The organism is Pseudactinotalea sp. Z1748 (assembly GCF_049725185.1).
Taxonomy (GTDB): Bacteria; Actinomycetota; Actinomycetes; order Actinomycetales; family Beutenbergiaceae; genus CALKWS01.
In genome coordinates this window covers 525,777-549,779 of the sequence record NZ_JBMPQB010000001.1, presented here as the reverse complement: position 1 = coordinate 549,779, position 24,003 = coordinate 525,777, and the positions used below count along the sequence as shown (strand labels likewise).

Genomic DNA, 24,003 nt, shown 5'->3' with positions numbered 1-24,003 from the left:
CCACGCGGCGCTACGGCGACGGGGGTGGTCCAACTGTCTCCCGGAGGGCGAGCCGGGTCTGTGTCTGGGCAGCTCCGCCGTCCTTCTTCAGCAGTCTGAGCAGACGGTCGAGCGCGGCGGTGTCTCTGGCACGCACGCGTAGCAGGTAATCGTAGGGGCCGGTGACGTGCACCGCGTCGATGATCTGGCGGACTCCGATCGCCCATGCGAGAAACTCTTCGGAACCGCGCTCCGGATGCAGGCGCACATCGATGAACGCCTCCAGCCCAGTTGCGCTCTCGGGGACGTCAGAGCCCAGCACCGCTTGATACCCCACGATGACACCGCTGTGCTCTAACCGTCGGACCCTGACCGCAACAGCATTGGTACTCAACCCGACCTGTCGCCCGATCGCGCTGAATGAAGCGCGGCCATTCGCGCGAAGAATGCTGATGATCTGCTCGTTAATGCGGTCCACATGGTGAATTGTCTCACGGTTAGGGCATCTTCATGCAGCCACCTCTCCTTGTGCCGTGACACTCGTCGGCATGGAGTTCGTCGCCGCGTTCGGGGCCGGCCTGGTCGTGGGGCTGGCTCTGGCGGTCCCTCTCGGAGCCATCGGAGTGCTACTGATCCACGAGGGAACTCTCCGGGGGTGGCCCAGCGGTGCACCCGCGGCTCTCGCCGTCGCAACCGTGGACCTGCTGTACTGCATTACTGCTGTGGTGGCTGGTGCCGCATTCGCGCCGGTGATCGCGGCCTGGGCTCCGTGGCCGAGCGTCACCGGTGGCACGGCCCTGGTCACGCTCGCCACCTGGAATCTGCTCCGGACGAGACGCTCGATCGTCGAGTCCAAACCTAGCGATGACGCCAGCCACACGCGGTCCAGCCACCGCTACGTGCTGTTCTTCGGCCTGACGGCGATCAACCCTGCGACCTTGGTCTACTTCGCGGCGATCGTGACCGGCTTCTCGACAACCTCGAACTCCACTGTCACTGCCGTATTGTTCGTCGCGGGAGTCGCTCTGGCATCGCTGAGTTGGCAACTCCTGTTGGTGCTCGCTGGAGCCATTCTACGCTGGAAGACCGGTGCACGGTTTCGACACCTGACAACGCTGATCGGAAACGGCATCGTGGGCATACTCGGCATACTCATGGTCACGGGCGTGATCTTCTGAGCTGGCCGAGACGCACGTCGTGCTGGGGTTCTCAGTTCTTGGGAAGGTCGGCGAAGGTGTTCTGCACATCGCGATACCAATCGAGTGACTTCCTCGGATGGCGCCAGCGACCTTTCATGGCGTCACGGGCTGGCTGGTGGGATGCATCGCCGGCCTTCGCCGCTTCCCTGAGGTGGCGGTCCTGCGCTTTGATCACGAGGTCGGCAGTTTCTCCAGTGTGTTCAAGGTCGCAGGGTCCTCCCAGCTGACGGCAGGTCATAGTCTTCATGATCGTTTCCTTAGGTGGTAGTGGTGATCGTTTTCATGGGTCCTACATCTGGATGACGAGCAGGAAGCAGCGGGTGTGACCGCAGAGATCAGGAGCGTCGTTCTGGGCCCTCGCGGCGCGACACCCGGGCCAGCACCTCGGGCTCTGCGCGGAAGGTGATACTGCTGACCACCCCGTTGCGCAGGGTGAAATCGAAGACGACCTTCGCCTCTCCTCGGTGGAACCAGGCCGCAGCAGGCCGGTCATCGATGTAGACCGGCAGCGCAGCGTGCGCGCTGCCGTTGAAGAACGTCGCCACCTCGTGACGCCCCTCGATCCGCTCCGGCGTGCCAATGAGGACCGCGGCGGCATCGGCGCTCACCACAGCCTCTGGGGCAAGGAGCCGTAGCAGCCGGTCGAACTCGCCATTACGCGCTGCAGCCATGAACGCGTCCACGACCTCCCAGTTGGACACCTGGGCCTCGGATGTGGGCTGGCGCACCTTCGCGCGGGCCCGCGAGGCCAGTTTGCGGGCCGCCACCGGTGTGGTCTCGAGCATGGCGGCAACAGTGGAGAACTCGAAACCGAAACTGTCATGCAGCACGAACGCCACGCGCTCCGGCGGCGAGAGCCGATCCAGCACTACCTGCAGGGCGACGCCGACCGTATCAGCCAGAGCGACGTCCTCCGCGACATCGGGCGCGAGGCTGCTTGGTTCTATCTCCTCCACCGGCACCGGCGTTCGGGACCGAAGCCGGTCCAGGCACAGGCGTGTGGTCACCGTCGTCAGCCACGCCGGAAGGCAGTCGATGTGTGTGTCGGAACGTTCCAACCGCAGCCACGCCTGCTGCACCACATCCTCGGCCTCAGCGTGATCATGCAGCACACCAGTTGCCAGGCGCGCTAAGCGAGGCCGCTCCCGCTCGAAGACCTCCGTCTGATTCACACCGATCGCCCTTCCTTCCATACCTTTATCGGAGTGACGCAGGAGCCGTCACAAGTGTGACCGCTCCGCCACAAATCACCAGGAGCGCGGGCGCGTCGGATCCGGCCGGACCAGCCACACGTTAGATCGTCAGGTGGCGTCTCCTGGCTGGATAAGTCCGGTCTCGTAGGCGGGGACGATGGCTTGCGCTCGGTCGCGGAGGTCGAGTTTGGTGAGGAGATGACCGATGTGGGTCTTGATGGTGGCCCGGACCGAGTGGCATCCGGTCAGCCAGTTGCCGACAGCAGGGGGCTAACGACCACGACGGGGCTGCTCGGTAGCGGATCCGCTATCGGATGAGCCGTACGCGCACGGGGAGGTCGAGGTCGGCCCACGCCCGATCGGCGGTCAAGACTTCAGCCGGGGTACTGCGGACCGTCAACGCGAGACAACACCGATCCCCAAGCGAGACGCTCTTGCCTCCCTCCAGTGACCGCATGACTCCTGCCAGCTCAGCGTCCTCCTCCAGTACCGGCTCGATGACGACGCCGGCTGCGGTTAGCAGTCCACGAACTCGGCTTGACTCGACTCCAACGTCGACCAGTTTCCCGATCACCTCAGCGAGGTTGGCCGCGCCCAGGGATGCGGAACCAAGCTCAGCGGCAACCAGCTCAGCACCTGGCTCATCGTGCAAGAGGGCGAGGACGGCAGAAGCGTCGAGAACCGTCACTCGGACCTCGATGCCGCCAGGCGACGCTCGGCCAGCAGTTCATCGACCAGCGAGCGTTGCTTCGGAACCTCAGACGCCAGCCCTCGAAGTTCGGCCACAGCGTCCTCCTGCAGTTCGAGTACGACTCGTCGCCCTTCGACGCGCAGGTGCAACTGATCGCCAGGTGCAAGTCCGAGTGTTGAGCGGATCTCAGCCGGAATGACGATTCGACCCTGCTGACCGAGAACGAGCGTGGCATCCATGTGTCTATTGTGCCACTGGACACATCCTCGTGCCAGAATCTGACCTGCTCCGTCGTCCACACCAAGTGGTTCGGCCAGCGCGACTGCGCTCGCAGTTCGTCGATCCACCGCCGAGCAGCCTTGCCGATCTTGTCCCCGCCCGGAACACCGAAGGCCGCTGACCTGCACTAATGCAGGACCAGCGGCCTTCCGGACGTGGAGCTAGGGGGATTCGAACCCCCGACCTTCTCATTGCGAACGAGACGCGCTACCAACTGCGCCATAGCCCCAGGGCAGGTTCAAGATTATCACCCGGTGCCCCGTGATTCCCACCCCTGGTGGCACGGACCACATCACTCCGGGCGCACCCGCCGTCAGACACTCAGCGGCGGCAACCGGCGGCGTCGGGGTCCACTGCCGGACGCGGACCATTCAACGCGGACTACTGCCCGACGGCGCGGCGCCGCTCCAGCACCGACTGCAGATCCATCGTGGGCCGCTTGGCCTCATCGGTGCCGGTGGCCGCCACCGGAGCCGACGACGATGTAGCCCCGGCCGCGGAGACAGCCTCGCCCTGGGTGTCGAGGCGGGCGGACTCCTGCTCGGCGAGAACCTGCTCGGGTGTGGCCGGGGGCGCCTGGGCGTCGGTGCGCGCGCGCACCGTCTGCTCCACCTCGGCCAGCGTCAGCTCCCGCTCCACCTCGGCATCGGCCGGCGTCGGCGCGGGCTCCCACTGCGGGGACTCATAGGCGGCCACCTCCCGGCGCGGCGCGGGCGCCTTGAGGGTGTAGGTGGGCCGTGGCACCGGGACCGGCGTCCAACCATCGGCTGTGTCAAGAGCAACCGGATTATCGATCGTGGCCGGATCCACCGAGATCCGCAGGCTTCCGGTGCGTTCACTGACCGGGGTGCGCTTGGGCGGGGCGACCGGTGCGCCCTCGCCGGTTCCGCCGTCGGCCGCCCCGGCCTTCGTGGCCTCGCCGCGCTCCTGCGTCTCGGCGGGAACGGGTGCGGCCTCGCCCTGGGAACTACGGCGGGCGTGCCGCACCGCGACCGGACCGGTCGCCGTCGTCGGGCTCTCCTGCTCGGCACGCTCGGCACTGGCGGCGGGGGACGCGGCTCCGCTGCGCCGACTCGGGTTGCGGCCGGTGCGGGCCGTGCGGTCGGTATGGGTGGTGCGGTCGGTGCGTTCGGCCTCGCGGGTCTCGGCGATCGCGGCCCGGACCGCGGCGCGACGCCCGGCCACCCCGGCGGCCACCAACAGCACTGAGGCCGCGATCGGGGCGGCGATAGGCAGCGTGATGGTGGCGAACAGGGTCCACAACGCGGCGGTGAGGAACACCAGGCCGAGCAGCAAGACCCGACGACGGCGTGCGGCCGCGGCACGTCGGCTCGCCGCTGCAGCGCGGGCGGCGCGCATCGCCGCGACCCGGCGGGCTTCGGCGGCGCTACGCGAGGCGGGTGGGGCGGGCTGGCGGTCCATCGGGGCCTCCGGTTCACGGGCGCTGGGCGTGTGCAGGTACACCCGAGCGGTGCTGGAGTATTGGGGTGGGGTTCCACCGGCGCGGGCCAGCACCCGCAGGTTGGTGGAGAAACGGTCATCGACCCGCGCATCGCTGACTACTTGCCGGGAGCGGATCAGCGCGGGAAGTAGGTAGCCCAGAGACATCAGCACGATGGCCAACAGGACGAACCCTGCCACGCTCTCGACCTGTCCCGTGCTCACTCTCCTGACGGTAGAACCGCCGGGCGGGTGAATCGATCAGCCGGTGCGGCGTGTCGGTGCCGACATGGCCAAGACCGGTGTGGCATTGCCAGCAGGGCCGGGTTCGACCGGCTCGCGCCGTCACTCCGGGGCCGGGAGCCGATCCAGCAAGGAGCCAGGGGCTTCCTCGGCGGTGATGGCGAAACTGCGGTGATCGCGCCATTGCCCCTGGATGTGCAGGTAGCGCCGGCGCAGCCCCTCCTCGCGCAGGCCCAGTTTCTGCGGCACCCGAAGGCTGGCGGCGTTCTCCGGGCGCACGTTGATCTCCACCCGGTGCAGCCCGAGGGCGCCGAAGGAGTGGTCGATCGCCAACGCGACCGCCCTGGTCATCAGCCCCCGGCCGGCCACGTGCTCGGAGATCCAGTAGCCGATGTGCGCCGAGTGCAGGGAACCGCGGGCCACCCCGGCGATCGTCAGCTGGCCCACCACCTGCCCGCGCCATTCCAGCACGTAGGCGTAGCCGATGTCCTGGCGGGCCTGGGCGCGCTGCTGGCGCACGTACTCCGCGAACGTCATCGAGGGCGCGGGCGGGCCCGGATTGGTGGCCTCCCACGGGGTGAGCCAGTCGATGTTGGACTCTCGCAGGCGCTGCCAGGCCGCCCGGTCACTGCGGTTCATCCGGCGCAGCACCAGGTCGCCGTGGCGCAGGCCGTGGCGCAGGTCCGCGTCCCGCAGGGAGCCGCGACCCACCCGGGGTGGTCGGGGCATCGCTGCCCCACCCGGCCCCTGGCGCGGTGCGCCGTGCCCCGCCCGACCCGGAGGCATGGTCAGCTCTCCAGCACCATCGCGGCGAGTCGGTCGCCGGTGGCCACGTGGCCCACGTCCTGGGGTACCACCACCAGCGCGTTGGCCCTGGACATCGACGTCAGGAGCAGCGGGTCCCCGGTCGGAGCGGCGCGGTAACCCTCATCGGGGGTTCCGGTCAGGTGCACCGGGACGAACTCACGCCGTTCCAGCGGGGAGGACCACCCCTGGGTGACCGCGGCAGTCACGGTCGGCCGGTACAGATCGGCGTGCCCGGCCATGGACAGCAACGCCGGGCGCACGAACACCTCGTACCCGATCTGCGCGGCCACCGGGTTGCCCGGCAGGCACACGATCGGGGTGCCCTCGCCCACCTCGCCCACTCCGAACTGACGGCCCGGCGCGATCGCGACGTTGTCGAACCGGACCGTGCCCAGCGGGGACAGCACCTCCTTGACCGTGTCGTTGGCCCCGGCCGAGAGGCCGCCAGTGGTGATGATCAGATCCGCCCGCACCAACTGGTCCTCGAGCACCTCGCGCAGGCTGGAGCGCTCATCGGGCACCGCCGCCACCCGGAAGGTGGACCCACCGGCGTCCTGCACGGCCGTGGCCAGGGCATGACCATTGGCGTCATAGACCTCACCGGCGCTGATCCGCCGGCCCGGTTCCACCAGTTCATCGCCCACCGACACCAGCACCACCCGCGGTCGCGGATGCACGCTCACCCGCGAACGGCCCAGCGCAGCCAGCAGCGCGATCTGCCGCGCCCCCACGCGTTCCCCGGCAGCCAGCGCGACCTGATCGGCCCGTAGATCCGCCCCCTGGGTGCGCACGTTCGTCCCGGGGCCTACTTCAGTGCGGACCTGGACGGTGGCCCTGCCCCGGTCGGTCCGTTCCAAGGGGACGACGGCGTCCGCCCCGACCGGAATAGGCGCACCGGAGGCGATCCGCACCGAGGAGAGCGCGACCAGGCGCTCGGTGTCCCGGGCGCCGGCGCGCACTTCATCGAGCACCCGCAGGCTCACCGTGCGGTCGGGGTTGGCTCCGGCCACGTCCACCGAGCGCACGGCGTAACCATCCTGGGTGGCCACGTCGCGGGTGGGTAGGTCCGCAGGGGCGAGGACGTCCTCGGCGAGCACGCAACCCACGGCGTCGTGCAGCACCACGGCCAGCGCGGGCAGCGGTTGCAGCAGATCGAGGATGGCCCGCAGATGGGCGGAGACCGATTTCATCGGCGCTGCTTCTCTTCGGTCCGCATCCAAGCACATGACATGGGTGCAGGTTATCGGTGCACAACGTCATCGGACTAATGAGAGAGTTAGCGTATGTGGTCAGTGTCGAGCACCCTCCCTCCCGGGACAGACCTGGAGGTCGAGGACGCCAAGATCCTGCTCCGTGAAGCCATCCGGGCACACCGCAGGGAACGGTCCGCGCGCGAGTGTGCGAAGGCCGCCCAGCAGATCGCCGAACACGCCGAAGCCCTCCTGGAGGGGGTCGGGTGTTCGGCGATCTACGCCTCGCGCCGGTTCGAGCCGGGGACCGAGGCGCTCATCGCACGCATGCACGAGCGCGATATCCGGATCCTGATGCCGATGCTGGGGGCCGGGCTGAGCCGTGATTGGGCGCAGTACCGGCCCGGGGAGCCGCTGGAGGTTCGTGCGCCCGGGCGTCCTCCGGAGCCGGCCGGACCGGGCCTGGGCGAGGATGCGATCCGCGAGGCGGACCTGATCATCGTGCCCGCACTCAGCGTGGACACCAGTGGTTTCCGGATCGGGCAGGGCGGTGGCTGGTATGACCGCGTGCTGCGCCACGCCACCCCGGGCGCGCCGATCTACGCCCTGACGTATGACGATGAGATCAGTGACGAACCCCTGCCCCGGGCCGAGCACGACCATGTCGTGCACGGCGTCATCACCCCGAACGGCGTGCGCACCCTGGCCTGAGCCGCCCGCTCCCGCCCCCCAGCACGCGCACCCCCTCGCGCACCCGCTCGCGCGCCCGCGCGCCCGCCCGCCCGCGCACCCGCCCGAACCGCCCAATTGGACGGTTACAGCGACCCCGCCACCCCCAGCCCCGCCACACGCGCACAATTGGACGGTTACGGCGGTGGGCGGCGAGTGGCTCCTGGATCCGGGGGGGGGCCGGACGGGGCCGGCGGGGTCAGTGGGCCGGGATCAGCGTGAGGGTGTCGGCCTCGTGCTCGTCCACCGCGGCACGGGAGTAGTGCCAGGTGAAGGTCTCCCCCGCAGCCCAGGCGCCGAACTGGTCGTCATAGGCATCGGCTGCTGGGTGCCCGGAGTTGCCGGTGAAGGACACCCAGGTGGAGGCGTCGAAGTCGGCCAGGTCTACCACCGCGCGCATCGAGGGGACGGTGGTGACGGAGAAGTCGGGGTGGCCGCCCTCCCATGCCGAGGCGTCCCACCCGGTGGCGTTGACGATCGACGACCCGCCGCCCACCTCTTGCGGGTCGGGGTTGACGAAGGAGCGGATCGGGCCCGGCGCCTGTTCACCGAGGACGGGGTGCTGCGGCGCGGCCTGGTGCAGCCGGCCCCACTGCCAGGACTGCGGGTCCTTGCCCAGGCTCACCGTCAACTGTTCGCGCGCGTCTCGCAGGGCCTGGGACAGGATCTCATCGCGCTGTTCCACCACCGTCAGGGTGGCCCGGTTGTCCCACCACTCGTTGTCCTCGTCCTCCAGCAGGTGAGTCACCACCTCCAGCCAGCGGCTTCCCCCGGTGGGCCGGTCCGTCACCGGCATCTGGTCCCAGAAGGTCTGGTTCAACATGTTCACCCATACCGAGGCGAAGTAGGCCGCTGCCGCCGAATCCGGGGCGTTGCGGTAGTCCCACTCCTCGAACAGTTCCACCGCCTCGGCCACGAAGGCGTCTTCCACCTGCACCTCCAGCAGCACCGGCACCAGCACTTCGGCGTAGGGGTTGTGATCGTCCAGGTGGATCGCGTTCATATCCGTCGCCGTGAACGGTGCACCGGCCTCGATCTGGGCGGTGATCAGATCCCGGATTCGTTGCGAGCGGTAGCCGTAGTCGAAGTCCATGCCCAGGAAGGGATCGGTACCCGGGCCGGTCACCGGCTGGTTGGCGGCCACGATGAACCCTTCGTCGGGGTTGGTCCGGGCGGGCATGTCCTCCGGTTCGACGAATCCTTGCCAGTCGAAGCGGGAATCCCAGCCCGGGCGCGGCCAGGTGCCGTCGGAGGGCACCGGCGAGTCGGCCACATCGGCGCGGATCGGGATACGCCCGGGCGCCTGGTAGCCGATGTCGCCGTCGGTGGTGGCGAACACGATGTTCTGGCTGGGCACCTCGAACAGCGCGGCCGCGGCGGCGATGTCGTCGGCATCGGTGGCGGTATTGATCGCGAAGATCGCCTCGGCGGTGCGGCCGGGTTCCAGCGCCGTCCAGGACAGCGCCACCCCGAACCCGGCCAGGCCCATCGGCGGAGCGTCCTCCGGCAGGGGGGTATCGGCGGCTTCCCGGGTCTGATGGATCGCGTCGGAGATGATCGGACCGTGCGGGGTGCTGCGCACGTTGATCGCCACGTCCTCGCCACCGTTGACCGCGATCACCTCACGCCGCTCCACGAGGGGGAGCCGCTCGTCGTCGTGCAGGTAGGTGCCGTCGGGGTAGAGGCGCTCGAGGAAGAAGTCCGAGACGTCGGCGCCCAGGTTCGTGAGCCCCCAGGCCAGTTGGTCGTTGTGTCCGATCACCACACCGGGTAGACCGGCGAAGGAGAATCCCGAGACCGAGAACGGGCACGCCTCGCTCACCTCCACGCAGTGCAGACCCACCTGGTACCAGATGCCCGGCGCAGATACTCCCAGGTGCGGGTCGTTGGCCAGCAGGGGCATCCCCGAAGCGGTGTGCTCTCCACCGATCACCCAGGAGTTCGAGCCCACGCCATCGCCCTCCCCCAGCGCGTGCGGCACCGCTGTCAGCGCCGATAGGGCGAACTCGACCGCCTCCTGGGCATCGAGTTGGGCCAACGCACCGGCGCCGCCGTCCGCACCCGCATCAGCGTCCTCGACCTCGGCGTCCTCGCCGTCGTCGGCCGCTTGGTCCGGGTTGGTCTCTCGTGCCGCGGCATGGGCCTCGTACTCGGCGTCGGTGGGCAGGATCGGCAGGTTCCGGTCGGTCGGGTGGGGCGGGAACAGCGCCTCGACCATCTCCAGATCATCGGTCTGGCCGAAGACCGCGGCGCGCTGGAGTTCGTCGGAGTAGTTGCCCAACAGGTCCCACGCCATCGCCTTCAACCAGGCCAGGGAGTCCACCGGGTGCCACGGTTCGATGTCCTCGACCTCGACGCTGAAGCCCAGCACGGTGTACTCCACCGCGAGTTGGCTGGGTTGGCGACCCTGCAGGTAGGCGTTGACGCCCTCGGTGTAGGACTCCAGGTACTCCTTGACGGTGGGATCGAGCATCTCCCACTCCTCCTCGGCCACCGCACGCCAGCCCATGGTGCGGATCACCGTGTCCGGCGCCACCGCGGCCTCACCGACCAGTTCCGACAGCCGCCCGGCAGTCAGGTGCCGGCGGTAGTCCATCTCGAAGAAGCGATCCTGGGCGTGCACGTAGCCCTGGGCGAGGAACAGGTCGTCGGTGTTGTGGGCGTAGATGCGCGGGATGCCGTTCTCATCGCGGATTACGTCCACCTGCTCGGCCAGCCCGTCAACACGGAACTCCCCATTGAGGGAGGGCAGCGGGCGGCGCACCAGCGCCACGGTGGTGATCAACCCGGCAACCAGCACCACCACCAGGGCCGCAGCCAGCCCCAGGGAGACGCGACGCATGACCGAGAGAGGACTCACACTGGGCAGGGTAACGCGGCGCGATGGCCCGGCGCGCACTGACACTCCCCTGCGGGCGGTGCCTGACACTGCCCGCGGGCGGTGCCGCGCGAGGCCGGTCACACCACTGCTGCACGTCGGGGTGGGCCACGTCACGGCAACTTCGCTCCGAAACGTTTACAATCCCTCTGGCGGCTGCTGTACCCGGGCCGCGCTTATCCCAGCGGAGGGCACGTGCCGAACTATTCCTATGCCTGCACCGAGTGCGGGCACGCCTTCGACATCTACCAGGCTTTCAGCGATGACGCCCTGACCGAGTGCCCGCAGTGCCAGGGGGTGCTGCGCAAGAAGTTCTCCGCGGTCGGCGTGGTGTTCAAGGGTTCGGGGTTCTACCGAAACGACGCTCGCGGCTCCAGTTCCACCACCGAGTCCGGTGCGGCCAAGGGCACCGGCAAGGACGGCGACAGCAAGCCTGCTGCGGCCAAGGAGTCCACGAGCAACGGCAAGGCGGCCGACGGCGGTTCCTCCTCGAGTTCGGGCGGCGACTCGAGTACGTCGACGACGGCGAAGAAGACCCCCGCCAAGGCCGGCGCCTCGACCTGAGCGAACCCGAGCCGGGCCGGCGCGCCGGCCTATCCCGTCCTCGCCCCTCCACAGTCGCAGCACCCGGGACCGGCCATCCACATCTGCGGGGCTGAACCCGAACCGGCTGCCCGTGCCGTGCCTACCGTGGCGCCATCACCGGCACGTTCGAACGGGGTGGAGGACGATGAGGGTACGGACCAGGGCCACCTTGTGGCGGATGCGCTGGCTGATCGCGGCAGCGTGCGTGGGCACGGCGATCGCGGTGGTGCTGCTCCAGGTGCGCCCGCCCGGCCCGGCCACCACACCGGTGGTGGTGGCCGCTCATGATCTCAGCGCCGGCGTCGTGCTCGGCGCCGACGACCTGCACGTGCGCCACGACCCCGACCCGCCGTCCCACCAGCCTGCTGCCGAGGATCTGATCGGCCTGCGGATGTCGGTGGGATTGCCGGCCGGGATGCCGCTGGCCACCACGATGCTGGTGGGCCCGGGGCTGGCGGACGGGGCTCCCCCGGGAACCGTGGTGGCTCCGGTGCGATTGGCCGACCCCGCGGTGCTGAGCCTGGCCCGGCCCGGGGATCTGGTGGACCTCTACCTCGCCCCGGCGGATACCGGTGGGCAACGCGAGGAAGCCGATCTGATCACCCAGGGCGCGGTGATCCTGAGTCTGCCCGAGGCGGCTGTGGACGATGCGGGGCCGTTCGGGACGCTTGCCCCGCCGAGCAGTGGTGACGTGGTGATCCTCGCGGTCCGGGCCGGTGACGCGATTGCGTTGACCGGCGCCAGCGGGTTCGCCCCGTTCCGGGCTGTGCTCCGGGACGGGACGCCCGAGTAACACCGCCTCGCCAGGGCGCACCCAGCCCCAGCGGTACCGGGACCGTCGTGCTACCCGGCCTGGTCGTCTTCCTCAGGACCACGCGGCACGCCGTAGCGAATGAGCACGCCACCGGTGTCGACGGCGCGCGACTCGATGAGCGTCAGCCCACGCGGGCCGGACGCCCCCTTGAACAGTGGGGTCCCGGCGCCCAGGAGCACCGGAGCGATGCCGAGCAGGAGCTCGTCCACCAGGCCGGCTTCGAGGAGGGAATGGGTGAGCGTGGCGCTGCCGAACACATAGCTCGGCCGGTCGTCGGCGCGCTTGCGGCGCCGCAGTTCATCGATGATGTTCGCGGTCACCTCGGTGTTCTGCCAGGACGCCTCGGTGAGCGTGCGGCTAGCCACGAGTTTGGCGATGCCGTTCATGTAATCGGCGATCTCGGGCTCAGCGGTGTCGGTGGGCCAATGTGCGGCCATGCCCTCGTAGGTGTTCCGGCCGAACACCAGAAGGCCGGCCTCCCGCCCGATGTCCAGGCTGAGCCGGCGCAGGTCCTCACCCCAGATGTACTCGTGGTGACTCAGGTCCCACGGCTCGACCCCTTCGAAGAATCCATCCGCGGACACCACGTTCCAGGCGATGAGAGCGCCCATCGCACCTCCCTCTGATTGCATACGACAACTGGTTGTGATTGGAGAGTATTCATTCTGGTGGCGCCCCACAAGATCATTGCGGCCTACCCGGATCGGCCGGCGCGCTATTGTGCTGGCAGGTGCGAGCGGCTTCGACGCGTTCTGCACCCTCTCCTCGAGTAGTCGGGCCCGGGGAGGTTCGGGAGAGGACCAGAGATTTTCCAGGGATTCAAAGACTTCGTCGCCCGCGGTAACGCCATCGATCTTGCCGTCGGCGTGGTCATCGGCGCCGCATTCACCCTCGTGGTGACCAACGTCGTGGACAACGTGCTCAACCCCCTGATCGCCGGGCTGGTCGGGGAGCCGAATTTCGACACCGTCCTGTCCTTCCAGATCGGTGACGCGCTGGTGATGCCCGGCACCGTGATCACCGCGCTGATCAACTTCCTACTGGTGGCACTGGCGCTGTACTTCGTCGTGGTGACACCGATGAACAAGTTCAACGAGCGTCGCCAGGCGGGCGCGGAGGAAGAGGTCGAGGAGCAAATTCTGCTGCTGCGTGAGATCCGCGACTCCCTCGCCGCCCAGAACGCGCCCGGCACCCCGGGCACCGGCGCACCCGGACCGGCCAACCTCGCCGGTCCGACCGTCTGAAGTCGGCCCAGGTCTCACTGCCAGTGCGGTGGGCGTTCTGTCAGGATGCGCTCGTCGTCGTCCTCGCCGCGCTCGCCCCACGCCCGTGGATCGTCCTCGCGGGCCCGGTCCGGCATCACCGGTGACCACACGGGTCGGTCGGGACGCTTGCCCTGCTCGGAGCGAGTGTTCCCGGTCACCTCAGCGCCTGCGCTGGACCCGGCCTGCGGCTCACTGGAACCGTTGCGCCGCGTTGAGCGCCTACGCCGACCCGGAGCGTGCCGCAGGTCGGCCCGGCGGGTGGGTTGCGGGCCCAGGTCGAGGGTTCCCTGCGCGGAGTCCTCGCCGGCTCCAGTACCGGAGTTGGTGCCGGCCGCAGTGGCGGAGTCACTGCCACTGAGCGGCATCTGGTCGGTAGGCACGGGTGCGCCGGCATCGACGGGACCGGCAGCCGCCGCCGCTGTTTCCGGAGCCGCGTCCTGCTCCTGGGTCGGCTGCGCCTGCTGGTGCGCAGCATCGGGCTCGGTCCCGGCGTCGCTCGCGGACTCAGCCTCGGTGTCGGCAGCGGTCCCTGCGTCGGCCTCGGTTCCTGCGGCGGTCCCAGCGTCGGTCCCCGCCGCCGACTCCGGCTCGAACTCCCCCTCGGCCAGCGCCAGCCCGGAGCGTGCCACCACGTGACCCAGCACCGCGGTCGCGTGCTTGCCGCGGCGGCGCAGCCCCAGCGCCTGCGCCAGTTCGGTGCGCAACTGCGCCGCAGTGCGGGGGCGGTTGTCCGAGCCGATCCAGGCCAGCAGTGCGTCGAGTTCATTGTCACCGTAATCGCCCAGGGGGCGGCCGGGCTCGATGTCGGGGCGGGCGCTGCGCTCACCGGCGATCGGGGCCACCGCGTCCATCAGCGGCGCTTCACGGGCGCCGGCGATCTGCTCACCGCGCAGCGCCGAGAGGGTGGCGTTGGTGGTCACCAGCGGGTCGTCGTCATCCACCACCGTGCGGGGCGGCACCGCCGGGGTGGTGGGCGCTCTTCCGCCGCGACGCTCGGTGACGATGTCGCTGACCTGTGCGGCGATCTGGTCGGCGACCGTCTGCGGATCCATGAACACTGCCGGTGAGTAGACCATCCGCACGTGCCAGCCGCGGTTCTGCAGCCGTTGCACCCAGTGCCGTTCCCGCAACCGCAGGCTCGGTTCGGCCACGTAGGCGTCGTCGTCGGTCAGCACCGCCAGCACCAGTTCACCCGGCAACGCCGGGTGTCCCACGGCCAGCGGGATCCGCACCCCACCGGCCCGGCCGTACCGGGGCACCACTCGCAGCCCCCGGCGGCGCAACCGGTCGGTCAGGTCACTGAGCAGTGGATCGGCCACGTGCTCGCCGTCCTCCTCCCCGGCAGGTGCCGCACCGTCCTCGGCGAACTGCAGGACCTCCCGTAGCATCTGACTGCCGGGGTTGCGCAGCCGTTCGGGGTCCAGCTCGCCGGCCCGGAAGCAACTGATCACGCTGAGCCGGTGCCGGGCCGCGTCCAGGGCGTCGATCAGGTAGGCGGCTCCGTCCGAGCCGGAGACGGCGCCGAACCGGTGCAGCACCCGCCCGTGCGGGGTCTTGCCGAAACCGAGGCTCAGGATGACCGCGTCCCGACGCAGTCCGGCAGCGGCCTCGATCTCCACCACGGTGAACGCCTCGGCGGCGGCGGCGTCGAAGAAGCGTTCCAGCGTGCGGGAGCCCTGCGCGGCGTTCAGTACCGCCTCGCGCACCCGGTCGGCGTGCCGGGTGTTCATGGCGATCACCGCGAGGGATTCCTCCGGACGCGTCAGCGCATGGTCGATCACCTGGTCCACAGCCCGGTCAACCTCGGCCTGCACGCTCTCGACCACTTGGGAGTCCGGGGTCGGCATCCCGGAGCCGTCCACCACCTCCAGACGGATCGGGGCCTGCCGCGGCGGAGCCGGGATCGGGCGCACCAGCCCCTCGTAACCGTGCCCGGCCAGGAACGCGGCGATCTCCGGCTCCTGGTCCACCAGGTCACCGGACAGGGTGAGCCTGGGCAGCCAGGAAACCTGCTGCACCAGCCCGGTGCCGGCGCGCCTGGTATCCCCGACCACCACCACCTGTTTGGCCCGGGCGATCGCGGGGATGGCGTGCTCGGCGGGCAGGTGCTGCACGGCGTCGAGCACCAGCAGGTCCACCTGGTCGGCCGGGCCCAGCACCGTGGGTACCACCATCGGCGGGACCAGCCATACCGGGCGCGGCTCCCAGGCCACATCCCCGAACCGGGCGAGCATCTCCTTCAGGTCGGCCAGACCGCTGTGCGCGGCCCGGTAGAACTCCTGGGCCCGGGGCCGGTCGGCCTCGATCGCGGCCCGCACCCGCCGGCGCAGTGCGGACAGCACCGGGGCGGTCAGGGAGTCGATGTGCGCCGAATCCAGCCGGCGCAGCTCCTCGGTCATCTGCGCGAGGGTGTCGGCATCCATGTCTGACAACGCCGGGTCAGCGGCCAGCATTTCCTCCAGCACGCTGGACCACCAGGCCAGTTCGAACTCGGCGCCCACCATCGCGGTCGGGATGCGTCGGGTCGTCAGATCCTGCACCAGCGGGGCCAAGCCCATCGCGTTCAGCACCGACAGCGCCGCGGCCCGCTCGGGCATCTGGCGCACCGAGTCATCGTCGGCGCCCAGGCGCTCCATCCGCGTGGCAAGGTCGGCCAGCGGGATCTCGGACAGGTCCTGCCCACCCACGGTGGGGGCGAGTACGCCGCCGAGGTCCTCCAGCAGGCCCTGGACCCGGCGGTGGGTCTCGGTGATCTCCCGCAGCCCCTGGGGCAGGTGCGGCCAGGCACCCCCGGAACAGTGCTTGCGCCACTGATCCCGACGGCGCTCCACCTGCACCAGTTCCTCGTGCAGGTTCGGCACGGACACCCCGGGTCGAACCAGGTCCTTGGCCTGGCGACGCAGCCGGCGCCGCTCCGCCCAGCCCAGGTCCACGTCCCGCTCGGCGCGCCATGCCCGGGTGGCGGTGGCGGCGGCCATGTCCTTGGCGGAGCGTTCGAACACGTGGGAGTTGAAGATGTCCAGGGAGGCCCGGATGCCCTCCAGGAGGCGCAACTGGTCACCCCACTGGGTGAATGTGGTGGCCTGGTCCAGGCCGGTCTGTGCCGAGGTGGCCTCGACCTGCTCCAGCAGGGTGGGCATCAGTTCCGAGAGCGAGCGCACCTGCTCCAGCGTGGACAGGGCGTGTTCGGCGCTGGTGAGTTCGGCACCGAACCAGGGAGTGTCGGCGGCCCGGAGCCGGAAGGCACCCAGGGCCGCGGCGCGGGCCAGCGCCTCGCGGGCCCGTACCCGCCCGTCCTCATCGAGGGTCACCACCGGTCCGTCCAGGCGCACCTGGGTACGCGGACCCGGGCGTTGGGAGGTCAGCGCCGCCAGGGACTGCAACGCCTCGTGCACCGAAGCCTTCCACGGCTCCCGACGCTGGTGCAGGGCCTCGACGAACCGGTCGAGCGTGCGGCGTACCCGCACCAGTTCGGCACGGTCTGTGGCGAGTCGCTCCGCATCGACCTCGGGTTCGGCCGGGTTGAGCCCGTCAACCACCCGCAGCACCGAACTGCGCCGCCAGGTGGGGTCCCCGCACAGGTCCAGGGCCAGGTCCGCCAGTCCGAGGCTGCGCAGCCGGTCCATCAGCCCGTGCGCGGCGCGGCGGGACCCGGGCACGTAGGCGACCTTCTGCCCGGCGGTCACCGCCTGGGCGAGCATCGCGGCCACCGTGCCGGGCACGTCCACTCCCGGCGGGGCATCGATCAGCAGGTGCGCACCGGTGGCGACTGCGTCGAGCACGTGGTGCTGGCTGCGGTCCAGATCCCCCACGCCCGGTTCCTGCGCGGGTGGGCGGTCCGGACCCACCGGCTCGGGCAGCGACTGTGAGGCAAGTTTCTCCCGAGCCCCCGGCTCACCAGCCAGGGCCGCGATCAGGTCGTGCCGGGGCACCCGATCCTGCAGGGCCTCGAGGTCCTCCGCGAGCGACTGGCCGGGGTGCACGAACGCACCCAGCACGATCCGTCGCTCCAACTGGAACTCCTCCAGCGCCCCGCCCAGCGCCGCTACCTCATCCAATGCAGTCTGCGGGCTGAACCCGTGCGGGGTCATGGTGGCGGCGGCGATCGCGCCCGGATCCAGCGCCACCCCGTGCTCCTGCAGGTCCCGCACGAGCACCGGGTTCAGTTCCACGGCCGGGTCGAGTTCCAGGTCGATCTCGGACTCGCTGCCGTGCACACCCAGGCGCACCGGGCGCAGCAGCACCGGGGCGCGCACCACCCGGGTCGCGACCTTCTCGGTGGGGAAGGCACGGGTCACGTCGTGGGGGCCGGAGCGCTGCATCGGCGCGTTCGGGTCCGCCTCCTGGGCCGGCGCGGACGACGACGCACCCGCCGTAGCGGCGGCAGTACCTGCCGGAGCACTCCCCGAGGCCGGGGAGGGCGCCGACGGCGCCACGGCGGTGTCGGCCGCGGTGCCCATCCTGGTGCGCCAGGTGGCCACGCCCACCGCCACGTAGGTGGGGGCTACGCCGTAGCGCTGCGCCAGTTCGTCGGTACGCGCCGAGACCACCCGGATCCGGCGGCGGGCCTGCGCCAACGCCGAGCCCTCCCGGATCAAGTTGCTCAACCGGGTGGGGCGCCCGGCGAAGAGCTGGGCGATCCCGGAGGGGTGAGCCGAACTCAGGTCCACCAGCGCATCACCCAGGGAGCGCACATCCCACAGCCCGCTGCCACCACTGAGTTCGGACAGGCCGGTGTGCCAGCGCTCCACCGCCTCAGCCACGATCCGCTCCCGCGGGGTGATCGGCTCGGCGCGCGGCGGCGCCTCCGGCTCGCTGCGCGAGCGCGAGCGCCCACCGGCGATTCGGGAACGACGTACGGGGATCACGTTTTCCACGCTAGACGCTGTGAGCGGTAAGTCGGGGTTAACCCGCCGGATGTCGGGTATTCGCGCCGAAGATCACTGCCGATGGGACGCCAAGGGGCATCTTCGGGGGTGATCATGTGAGCAGGCCCGCGATCACCAGCAGGGCTACCGGGCACAGCACCGTGGACAGGAAGATCGAGTCCCGGGCCAGCACCACCCCGCGGTTGTAGCGCACGGCGTGCACGAACACGTTCTGAGCCGCCGGTAGCGCGGCCAGCACCACCACCGCGAACAAGGAGGCCTCGTCCAGGCCCACTGCCCACCCGATCAGGAAGGCACTGACCGGCTGCACGATCAGTTTGAGGATCACCGTGGTGCCCACTTCGATCATCCCCACCCCGCGCCCGGCCCGCGGGCCCACCCGCAGGGAGACCCCGTAGGCCAGCAGCATCGAGGGCACCGCCATCCCGGCGATCAGGTTCACCGGCTCGGCCACCACCATCGGCATCTCCCAGCCGGTCAGGGCCAGGGCCAGCCCCACCAGGGCGCCCAATAGCAACGGATTGGTCACGGTGCGCACGGTCAGCGCCCGGCGGGAGGTGCCGGCGGCTGCGGTGGAGCGGTCCAGCACCGCCAGGGCCAGCGGTTGCAGCACGATCAGTTGCAGCAGCAGGACCGGGGCCACCAGAGAGGCATCGCCCAGCACGTAGGCCGCAATCGGCAGGCCCAGGTTCCCGGCGTTGACGTACATCGAACTCAGCGTCCCGATCACGGTCTCGGGCACGGCTCGTTTGAACCACAACCGGGAGATGAGCAGGAAGGCGCTACCGGAGACCACCACTGCCGCGGACGTGACGGCGAGGTTCAGGGAGAACAGGGTGGCGACGTCGGCGTCGGCCATGACCGTGATCATCAGCGCCGGGCTGGCCACGAAGAACGCGAGTTTGGCCAGCATCTGCTGGCTCTCCTCGCCCAGCAGCCGTACGTGGGCAAGCAGTGCACCCAGGGCGATGATGGCGCCCAGGACGGCGAAGCCCTGCAGGACGGCGGTCATGGCACCTCACCGCGGTGCCGTGGAGTGACGCACCACCAGTTCGCATGAGAGTCGTTGATGTTCCACAGGGTAGTCCGAATCCGCCATGCGTCGTAGCAGCATCTCGGTGGCGGTGGCGCCCATCGAGGCCCCGCCGGAGCGCACCGTGGTCAGTTCCGGATTGAGCATCCCCTCGGCGATCGCGTCGTCGAAACCCACCACGGAGACGTCCCCGGGCACGTCCACGCCGAGTTGGTGCAGCCGCGTGATCACGCCCCAGGCGATCAGGTCGTCATAGGCCAGCACCGCGCTGACACCGGCATCGCGGACCACGTCGGCTGCTTCCCGCCCGCCCAGGTAACTGGGTGGGTGCGGCCCGTCGAGGATCAGTTCCACACCGCTGGCCCGTGCGCCCTCACGAACACCGGCGAGTTTGGCCGCACCGGACCAGGACGCGGCCGGGCCGTCCAGGTACAACACCCTGCGGTGGCCCAGCCCGGCCAGGTGCTCAACCGCCGCGCGCATCCCCTCGGCGGCATCGACGACGACGGCGTCGACCCCATCCACCAGGCGGTTCACCAGCACGGTGTCGCGCTGCGCCGCCACCGCCGAGATCTTAGCCGAGGGCATCCGCGTGGAGACCAGCACCAGCCCGTCGACCTGCTCCACCAGCCGCCGGCACAGGCGTTCCTCGGCTCGCGGGTCCTCGCGGGAGTCGGCGAGGAAGACTCCCAGGTCCCGGTCCTGGGCGATGTCGGCGATCGCGACCAGGATGGGGCCGTAGAAGGGGTTGGCCACATCGGGCAGCAGCACCCCGATGTTGCCCAATCGTCCTGTCACCAGTCCACGGGCGGTGCGGTTGGGCCGGAAGTCCAGGGACTCGGCGATTGCCAGGACGCGCTCCCGGGTCTGGCTGGAAACCCGGCCGTGCCCGTTCAGGGACCGGGAGACGGTCGCGATGGAGACACCAGCGCGCTTCGCGACGTCGTGGATGGTGGCCATCGCGCCTCTCTGCTCGGGTGCGCCAGGGCACCTGTGGTCGCGCTGCCGCGGCCGGATGGACCGGCTGCGGCAGCGCGTGGTCGTAGGTCGCCTCCCGCTTGTTGCGGTGGCGGCACGGAACCCCACCGCCGCAGGCGAGTACTGTGCCTGCGGCGGTGGGCCGGGCGGATCAGTCGCCGGTGATCTCGCTGGCTTCGGCGATGAACTCCTCAGCGGCGTCCATCGGATCCTTCTGTCCGAAGAGCACCTCCTCGTTCAGCCGTGCCATCACCGCCGCCACCTCACCGGCGCCGCGGGGCGGCGAGGGGTAGGCGTCGACGATCTCGGGTGTCACTTCTTCGATGAACTCGGCCGCCTGCTGCTCCGAGTCGCTCAACTGATCCATGATCTGCGCCCGTACCTCATTGTTGGCAGGCAGGCCGCGGTCGCTCAGCAGGATGTCACCAGCGGTCTCGCTGTTGAGCATGTAGTCGATGAAGAGCGCAGCCTCTTCCGGGTGGTCGGTGTCGGCCGCCATGGATAGCGCCATCGCCGGCTTCAGGAACACGCCCGTGCGCTCGAACTCTGTCTCACCCGGGTAGCGCATAAGGGTCAGGGGCCGGCCGGATGCACTCGAGAGCGTCTCGAGGTTGTTGGTCCAGTACGTGCTGACGCCCGCCTCGTGGTTGGCGATGAACGTCCCCTCGACACCTGCCGCCGAGCGTTCGACCGACTCGGTGGCCGGCGGAGCCGCCCCGGACTCGATCAGGTCGAGTGACATCTGCCAGCGCTCGGCCATCAACTCCGCATCGAAGCCGATGTCTCCGTTCTCGTCCCAGAGTTCCTGCCCGTGCTGGCGCAGCCAGATCTGCAGGTCGGATTCGATGAACCCGAACTCCTGGGTCCCGTACACCCCCGCCTCGCTGTTCGCCGAGACGGCCTCGACCGCTTCGGCGTAGGCGTCCCACGTCCACGTGGTGTCGTCGGGGAAGTCCACTCCTGCGTCGGCGAAGACCTGCTCGTCAGCGATCATCACCCGGACGTTGACTCCGGTCGCGATGCCCCACAACGAACCGTCGAACTCGCCGCTCTCCACGAGCGAGTCGTCGATCTGGGAGAGGTCGATGTCGTAATCGTGCAGGTTGGCCAACACCCCACGGGAGGCATACTCGCGCAGGTAACGCTCTTCCTGCATGAGCACGTCGGGAGCGTCGCCGCCGGCGGTCTGGGTGGCGAGTTTGTCCCAGTACCCACCCCAGTCTGTGTAGTCCGGCTGGACCTGGATGTGGGGGTACTCCTCCTGGAAGGCGTCGATGAGATCCTGGTTCATCTGGTGCCGGATGTCCGAGCCCCACCAGGAGAACCTGATGGTGACCTCCTCGGCGTCGCCCTCGTCACCGACCTCGTCGGCGTCGTCGGCCGGCTCGGCATCGATGGCCGAATCATCATCGGCAGCCGGCTCGTCGTCCAGGTTATCGGCCTGTCCGCAGGCGCTGAGCACCAATGCCCCGGCGGCTGCGAGTGCGGCGACCTTGAGAAGGCGCGGTTGCGCTGTTCGTGTCCTCTTCATTGTTCTTCCTCCTGGGACTTTTCACTTCGTTGTGCGTCATGGTCATGAAGCGGTGACGCCGTTCCGCCGGTCTCGGTTGGTGCACGGTTACCCGTCAGGGCATGACTGTGCATTCGGGGTATTCGTGAAATATCCTGTCTCGGTGTGTGCGGTGCGTTATTTCTGGCTTTCTTCCAGTCAGCGCGAATGTTCTCTCTGCATCGAGTTCACTTTCATTTATCCGGTTCGTCGTGACTCATTCAACGTGCTTCCTATTTGATTCCGGTGGTGGCGATGCCTCGGACGAGATATCGCTGGCCCAGGAGGAAGACGATGAAGAGGGGGATGAGGGAGACGATGGACATGGCGAACATTGCACCCCATGAGGATTGTCCGGTCGAGTCCAGGAAGGTCCGCAGGGCGATGGGCACCGTGTAGCGGTCCGGGCTGGTCAGGAAGATCAACTGGGAGAAGAAGTCGTTCCAGGTCCAGATGAAGGTGAAGATCGCGGTGGTGGCCAGCGCCGGGGTGGACAGCGGCAGCATGATCTGGAAGAAGATGCGGGGGTGCCCGGCGCCGTCGATGCGGGCGGCTTCGTCGAGTTCCTTGGGGATGCCGCGGAAGAACTGGACCATGAGGAAGACGAAGAAGGCGTCGGTGGCCAGGAGTTTGGGCACGATCAGGGGCAGGAAGGTGTTGATCCAGCCCAACTCGGAGAACAACACGTACTGGGGCACGATGATGACGTGGATCGGCAGCATGATCGACATCAGCATGATCGCGAACCACAGGCCGCGGAACTTGAAGTTCAACCGGGCGAAGGCGTAGGCGGCCAGCGCGCAGGAGGCCAGGTTCCCCAGCACCGCCCCGGCCACCACGATGGTGGAGTTGAGCAGATAGTGGGAGAAGGGGTGCAACAGCGCGTTCCACCCGTGGACGTAGTTGTCGGTGGTGAACTCCCCCGGGATCAGGCCCGGCTCGCGGAAGATCAACGCATCAGGCTTGAAGGAGGAGGAGATCATCCACAACAGCGGGTAGATCATCAACGCCCCGAAGGCGATCAGCAGCAGGTGCTTGCCGACCTTGCGGATCCGCACCACCGGGGGAATGCTGCGCACGTTCGGCCTCGGCCGCTCGGTGGGCTCGGCGGGGCCGATCACGGCCTGAGCGGCCCCGGCGCCGGGTTGGCGGGTGGTGGAGTCAGTCATTGTAGAAAACCCAATACTTCGAGGCGAAGAAGTTGATCGCCGTCATCGCCGCGACGATGATCAACAGCAACCACGCCATCGCGCTGGCATAACCCATGTTCAAGTTCGCAAAGCCCTGCTGGTACAGGTACAGGGTGTAGAACAACGTGGAGTCCACCGGGCCGCCGGTGCCGTTGGAGACGATGTAGGCCTGGGTGAAGGTCTGGAAGGCGTTGATCACCTGCAACACCAGGTTGAAGAAGATGATCGGGGTCAGCATCGGGATCGTGATCGAGGCGAACTGGCGGATCTTGCTCGCCCCGTCGATGCTGGCCGCCTCGTAATACATCTCCGGAATCTGACGCAGCCCGGCCAGGAAGATGATCATCGGGGACCCGAACGTCCACACGTTCAAGATCATCAACGTCCCCAACGCGTAATCGGGATGGGACACCCAACCCTGGGTGCCGATCTGGATCAACGGCTGCACACCGTTGAACCACTCCAGCACCTGGTTCACCAACCCGTTGGTGCCGAAGATCTGACGCCACAAGATCGCGATCGCCACCGAGGAACCCAGCAACGAAGGCAGGTAGTACACCGACCGGTACAACGACAGCCCGCGCAACCCCTTGTCCAGGATCAACGCCAACCCCAGCGCCGCACCCAACTGCAACGGCACCGAGATGAACACATACGAGAACGTCACGAACAACGCCTGAATCAGCCGCGGATCGTTGAACATCCGCACGTAGTTGTCCAGCCCGATCACATTCGGATCGGACAACAAGTCGTAATCGGTGAACGACAAATACAACGACGCCACCAACGGCCCCGCAACAATCAACGCCAGGCCCACGAACCACGGGCCCAGGAAGAACACCGCCGCCTTACCGTCATTACGTTCCGACGGAGAGCGCGTAGGCCGCCCCGCCTTCGACCGCAATTTCGACAACTCACCTAAAGCAGCCATTACCCACCCCCCGAAACACTCCGGCACCAACGGGCGCCGACCGGGACCATTACCATCATGCGGCTTCCTTGTCGCTCTGGGTGGTGGAGCCCGCTCACGCGGCCATCCACTCCGATGATCTAACTCTTCGTTGACTCTGTG

21 protein-coding genes, 1 tRNA gene and 1 pseudogene are annotated in these 24,003 nt (G+C 68.8%); 5 read left to right on the top strand and 18 right to left on the bottom strand.

Going from position 1 to position 24,003, the window contains the following annotated elements; translation table 11 throughout:
• Positions 1-10 precede the first annotated feature (10 nt).
• A complete protein-coding gene (locus ACO0LU_RS02610) occupies positions 11-457 on the bottom strand; it encodes an Lrp/AsnC family transcriptional regulator (protein ID WP_424789860.1) in 447 nt (148 codons plus the stop codon).
• A gap of 217 nt (positions 458-674) precedes the next feature.
• Between ACO0LU_RS02610 and ACO0LU_RS02605 the strand changes: the two genes are divergently transcribed.
• Positions 675-1,157, top strand: coding sequence for a hypothetical protein (locus ACO0LU_RS02605; protein ID WP_424789859.1), 483 nt, complete (start codon positions 675-677; stop codon positions 1,155-1,157).
• A 31-nt stretch (positions 1,158-1,188) separates the two neighbouring features.
• On the opposite strand, the gene ACO0LU_RS02600 is transcribed toward ACO0LU_RS02605, so the two are convergent.
• The 9 genes and pseudogenes from ACO0LU_RS02600 to glp all read right to left on the bottom strand — a co-directional run bounded on the left by ACO0LU_RS02600 (position 1,189) and on the right by glp (position 7,021).
• Positions 1,189-1,425, bottom strand: coding sequence for a hypothetical protein (locus ACO0LU_RS02600; protein WP_424789858.1), 237 nt, complete (start codon positions 1,423-1,425; stop codon positions 1,189-1,191).
• Positions 1,426-1,513: 88 nt separating this feature from the next.
• A complete protein-coding gene (locus ACO0LU_RS02595) occupies positions 1,514-2,350 on the bottom strand; it encodes a sigma-70 family RNA polymerase sigma factor (RefSeq protein WP_424789857.1) in 837 nt (278 codons plus the stop codon).
• Positions 2,351-2,479: 129 nt separating this feature from the next.
• Positions 2,480-2,596, bottom strand: a pseudogene (locus ACO0LU_RS02590) (DNA-binding response regulator); the annotation flags it as partial.
• A gap of 82 nt (positions 2,597-2,678) precedes the next feature.
• Positions 2,679-3,059 (bottom strand): type II toxin-antitoxin system VapC family toxin, encoded by a 381-nt coding sequence (locus tag ACO0LU_RS02585; protein WP_424789856.1) that lies wholly within the window; start codon positions 3,057-3,059, stop codon positions 2,679-2,681.
• Positions 3,056-3,301, bottom strand: coding sequence for an AbrB/MazE/SpoVT family DNA-binding domain-containing protein (locus tag ACO0LU_RS02580; protein WP_424789855.1), 246 nt, complete (start codon positions 3,299-3,301; stop codon positions 3,056-3,058). Before ACO0LU_RS02580 ends, ACO0LU_RS02585 begins: the two co-directional genes overlap by 4 nt.
• A 196-nt stretch (positions 3,302-3,497) precedes the next feature.
• Positions 3,498-3,570 (bottom strand) — tRNA-Ala (locus ACO0LU_RS02575).
• A 152-nt stretch (positions 3,571-3,722) separates the two neighbouring features.
• Complete coding sequence (locus tag ACO0LU_RS02570) at positions 3,723-5,006, bottom strand: hypothetical protein (protein ID WP_424789854.1); 1,284 nt, start codon at positions 5,004-5,006, stop codon at positions 3,723-3,725.
• Positions 5,007-5,126: 120 nt separating this feature from the next.
• The gene (locus tag ACO0LU_RS02565) at positions 5,127-5,753 is read right to left on the bottom strand and encodes a GNAT family N-acetyltransferase (protein ID WP_424789853.1); all 627 of its coding nucleotides are present in this window, start codon (positions 5,751-5,753) and stop codon (positions 5,127-5,129) included.
• A 59-nt stretch (positions 5,754-5,812) separates the two neighbouring features.
• A complete protein-coding gene (gene glp / locus ACO0LU_RS02560) occupies positions 5,813-7,021 on the bottom strand; it encodes a gephyrin-like molybdotransferase Glp (RefSeq protein ID WP_424789852.1) in 1,209 nt (402 codons plus the stop codon).
• A gap of 102 nt (positions 7,022-7,123) precedes the next feature.
• Here glp and ACO0LU_RS02555 point away from each other — a divergent pair, with 102 nt between their 5' ends.
• Complete coding sequence (locus ACO0LU_RS02555) at positions 7,124-7,732, top strand: 5-formyltetrahydrofolate cyclo-ligase (RefSeq protein WP_424789851.1); 609 nt, start codon at positions 7,124-7,126, stop codon at positions 7,730-7,732.
• Between the two features lie 217 nt (positions 7,733-7,949).
• Here the strand turns inward: ACO0LU_RS02555 and ACO0LU_RS02550 are convergent, their stop codons facing one another.
• Positions 7,950-10,610: a penicillin acylase family protein gene (locus tag ACO0LU_RS02550; RefSeq protein ID WP_424789850.1), complete on the bottom strand. Its 2,661-nt coding sequence runs from the start codon at positions 10,608-10,610 to the stop codon at positions 7,950-7,952.
• A gap of 213 nt (positions 10,611-10,823) precedes the next feature.
• Between ACO0LU_RS02550 and ACO0LU_RS02545 the strand changes: the two genes are divergently transcribed.
• Both ACO0LU_RS02545 and ACO0LU_RS02540 read left to right on the top strand, forming a co-directional pair.
• The gene (locus tag ACO0LU_RS02545) at positions 10,824-11,192 is read left to right on the top strand and encodes an FmdB family zinc ribbon protein (RefSeq protein WP_424789849.1); all 369 of its coding nucleotides are present in this window, start codon (positions 10,824-10,826) and stop codon (positions 11,190-11,192) included.
• Between the two features lie 166 nt (positions 11,193-11,358).
• The gene (locus ACO0LU_RS02540; protein ID WP_424789848.1) at positions 11,359-12,006 is read left to right on the top strand and encodes an SAF domain-containing protein; all 648 of its coding nucleotides are present in this window, start codon (positions 11,359-11,361) and stop codon (positions 12,004-12,006) included.
• A 50-nt stretch (positions 12,007-12,056) separates the two neighbouring features.
• On the opposite strand, the gene ACO0LU_RS02535 is transcribed toward ACO0LU_RS02540, so the two are convergent.
• On the bottom strand, positions 12,057-12,638 hold the full coding sequence (locus ACO0LU_RS02535; RefSeq protein ID WP_424789847.1) for a dihydrofolate reductase family protein: 582 nt from the start codon (positions 12,636-12,638) through the stop codon (positions 12,057-12,059).
• Between the two features lie 255 nt (positions 12,639-12,893).
• Between ACO0LU_RS02535 and ACO0LU_RS02530 the strand changes: the two genes are divergently transcribed.
• Positions 12,894-13,271 (top strand): MscL family protein, encoded by a 378-nt coding sequence (locus ACO0LU_RS02530; protein ID WP_424789846.1) that lies wholly within the window; start codon positions 12,894-12,896, stop codon positions 13,269-13,271.
• 14 nt (positions 13,272-13,285) lie between these two features.
• Here ACO0LU_RS02530 and ACO0LU_RS02525 read toward each other — a convergent pair whose 3' ends face one another.
• The 6 genes from ACO0LU_RS02525 to ACO0LU_RS02500 form a co-directional block, all read right to left on the bottom strand.
• Positions 13,286-18,160, bottom strand: a complete 4,875-nt coding sequence (locus tag ACO0LU_RS02525; protein ID WP_424789845.1) for a hypothetical protein — start codon at positions 18,158-18,160, stop codon at positions 13,286-13,288.
• Positions 18,161-18,272: 112 nt separating this feature from the next.
• Complete coding sequence (locus ACO0LU_RS02520) at positions 18,273-19,193, bottom strand: AEC family transporter (protein ID WP_424789844.1); 921 nt, start codon at positions 19,191-19,193, stop codon at positions 18,273-18,275.
• A gap of 6 nt (positions 19,194-19,199) precedes the next feature.
• Entirely contained in the window at positions 19,200-20,174 is a 975-nt protein-coding gene (locus ACO0LU_RS02515) for a LacI family DNA-binding transcriptional regulator (protein ID WP_424789843.1), read from the bottom strand.
• A gap of 169 nt (positions 20,175-20,343) precedes the next feature.
• The gene (locus tag ACO0LU_RS02510; protein ID WP_424789842.1) at positions 20,344-21,723 is read right to left on the bottom strand and encodes an ABC transporter substrate-binding protein; all 1,380 of its coding nucleotides are present in this window, start codon (positions 21,721-21,723) and stop codon (positions 20,344-20,346) included.
• A 251-nt stretch (positions 21,724-21,974) separates the two neighbouring features.
• Positions 21,975-22,910, bottom strand: coding sequence for a carbohydrate ABC transporter permease (locus tag ACO0LU_RS02505; protein ID WP_424789841.1), 936 nt, complete (start codon positions 22,908-22,910; stop codon positions 21,975-21,977).
• Complete coding sequence (locus ACO0LU_RS02500) at positions 22,903-23,862, bottom strand: carbohydrate ABC transporter permease (RefSeq protein WP_424789840.1); 960 nt, start codon at positions 23,860-23,862, stop codon at positions 22,903-22,905. Before ACO0LU_RS02500 ends, ACO0LU_RS02505 begins: the two co-directional genes overlap by 8 nt.
• Positions 23,863-24,003: the final 141 nt, after the last annotated feature.

What these genes read in the sequence shown, in the direction of transcription:
- ACO0LU_RS02600 (WP_424789858.1), bottom strand. Translation starts at nt 1,425, where the DNA reads ATGAAGACTATGACCTGCCGTCAGCTGGGAGGACCCTGCGACCTTGAA.
- ACO0LU_RS02580 (WP_424789855.1), bottom strand. Translation starts at nt 3,301, where the DNA reads ATGGATGCCACGCTCGTTCTCGGTCAGCAGGGTCGAATCGTCATTCCG.
- ACO0LU_RS02565 (WP_424789853.1), bottom strand. Translation starts at nt 5,753, where the DNA reads ATGCCCCGACCACCCCGGGTGGGTCGCGGCTCCCTGCGGGACGCGGAC.
- glp (WP_424789852.1), bottom strand. Translation starts at nt 7,021, where the DNA reads ATGAAATCGGTCTCCGCCCATCTGCGGGCCATCCTCGATCTGCTGCAA.
- ACO0LU_RS02540 (WP_424789848.1), top strand. Translation starts at nt 11,359, where the DNA reads ATGAGGGTACGGACCAGGGCCACCTTGTGGCGGATGCGCTGGCTGATC.
- ACO0LU_RS02535 (WP_424789847.1), bottom strand. Translation starts at nt 12,638, where the DNA reads ATGGGCGCTCTCATCGCCTGGAACGTGGTGTCCGCGGATGGATTCTTC.
- ACO0LU_RS02520 (WP_424789844.1), bottom strand. Translation starts at nt 19,193, where the DNA reads ATGACCGCCGTCCTGCAGGGCTTCGCCGTCCTGGGCGCCATCATCGCC.
- ACO0LU_RS02515 (WP_424789843.1), bottom strand. Translation starts at nt 20,174, where the DNA reads ATGGCCACCATCCACGACGTCGCGAAGCGCGCTGGTGTCTCCATCGCG.
- ACO0LU_RS02510 (WP_424789842.1), bottom strand. Translation starts at nt 21,723, where the DNA reads ATGAAGAGGACACGAACAGCGCAACCGCGCCTTCTCAAGGTCGCCGCA.
- ACO0LU_RS02505 (WP_424789841.1), bottom strand. Translation starts at nt 22,910, where the DNA reads ATGACTGACTCCACCACCCGCCAACCCGGCGCCGGGGCCGCTCAGGCC.
- ACO0LU_RS02500 (WP_424789840.1), bottom strand. Translation starts at nt 23,862, where the DNA reads ATGGCTGCTTTAGGTGAGTTGTCGAAATTGCGGTCGAAGGCGGGGCGG.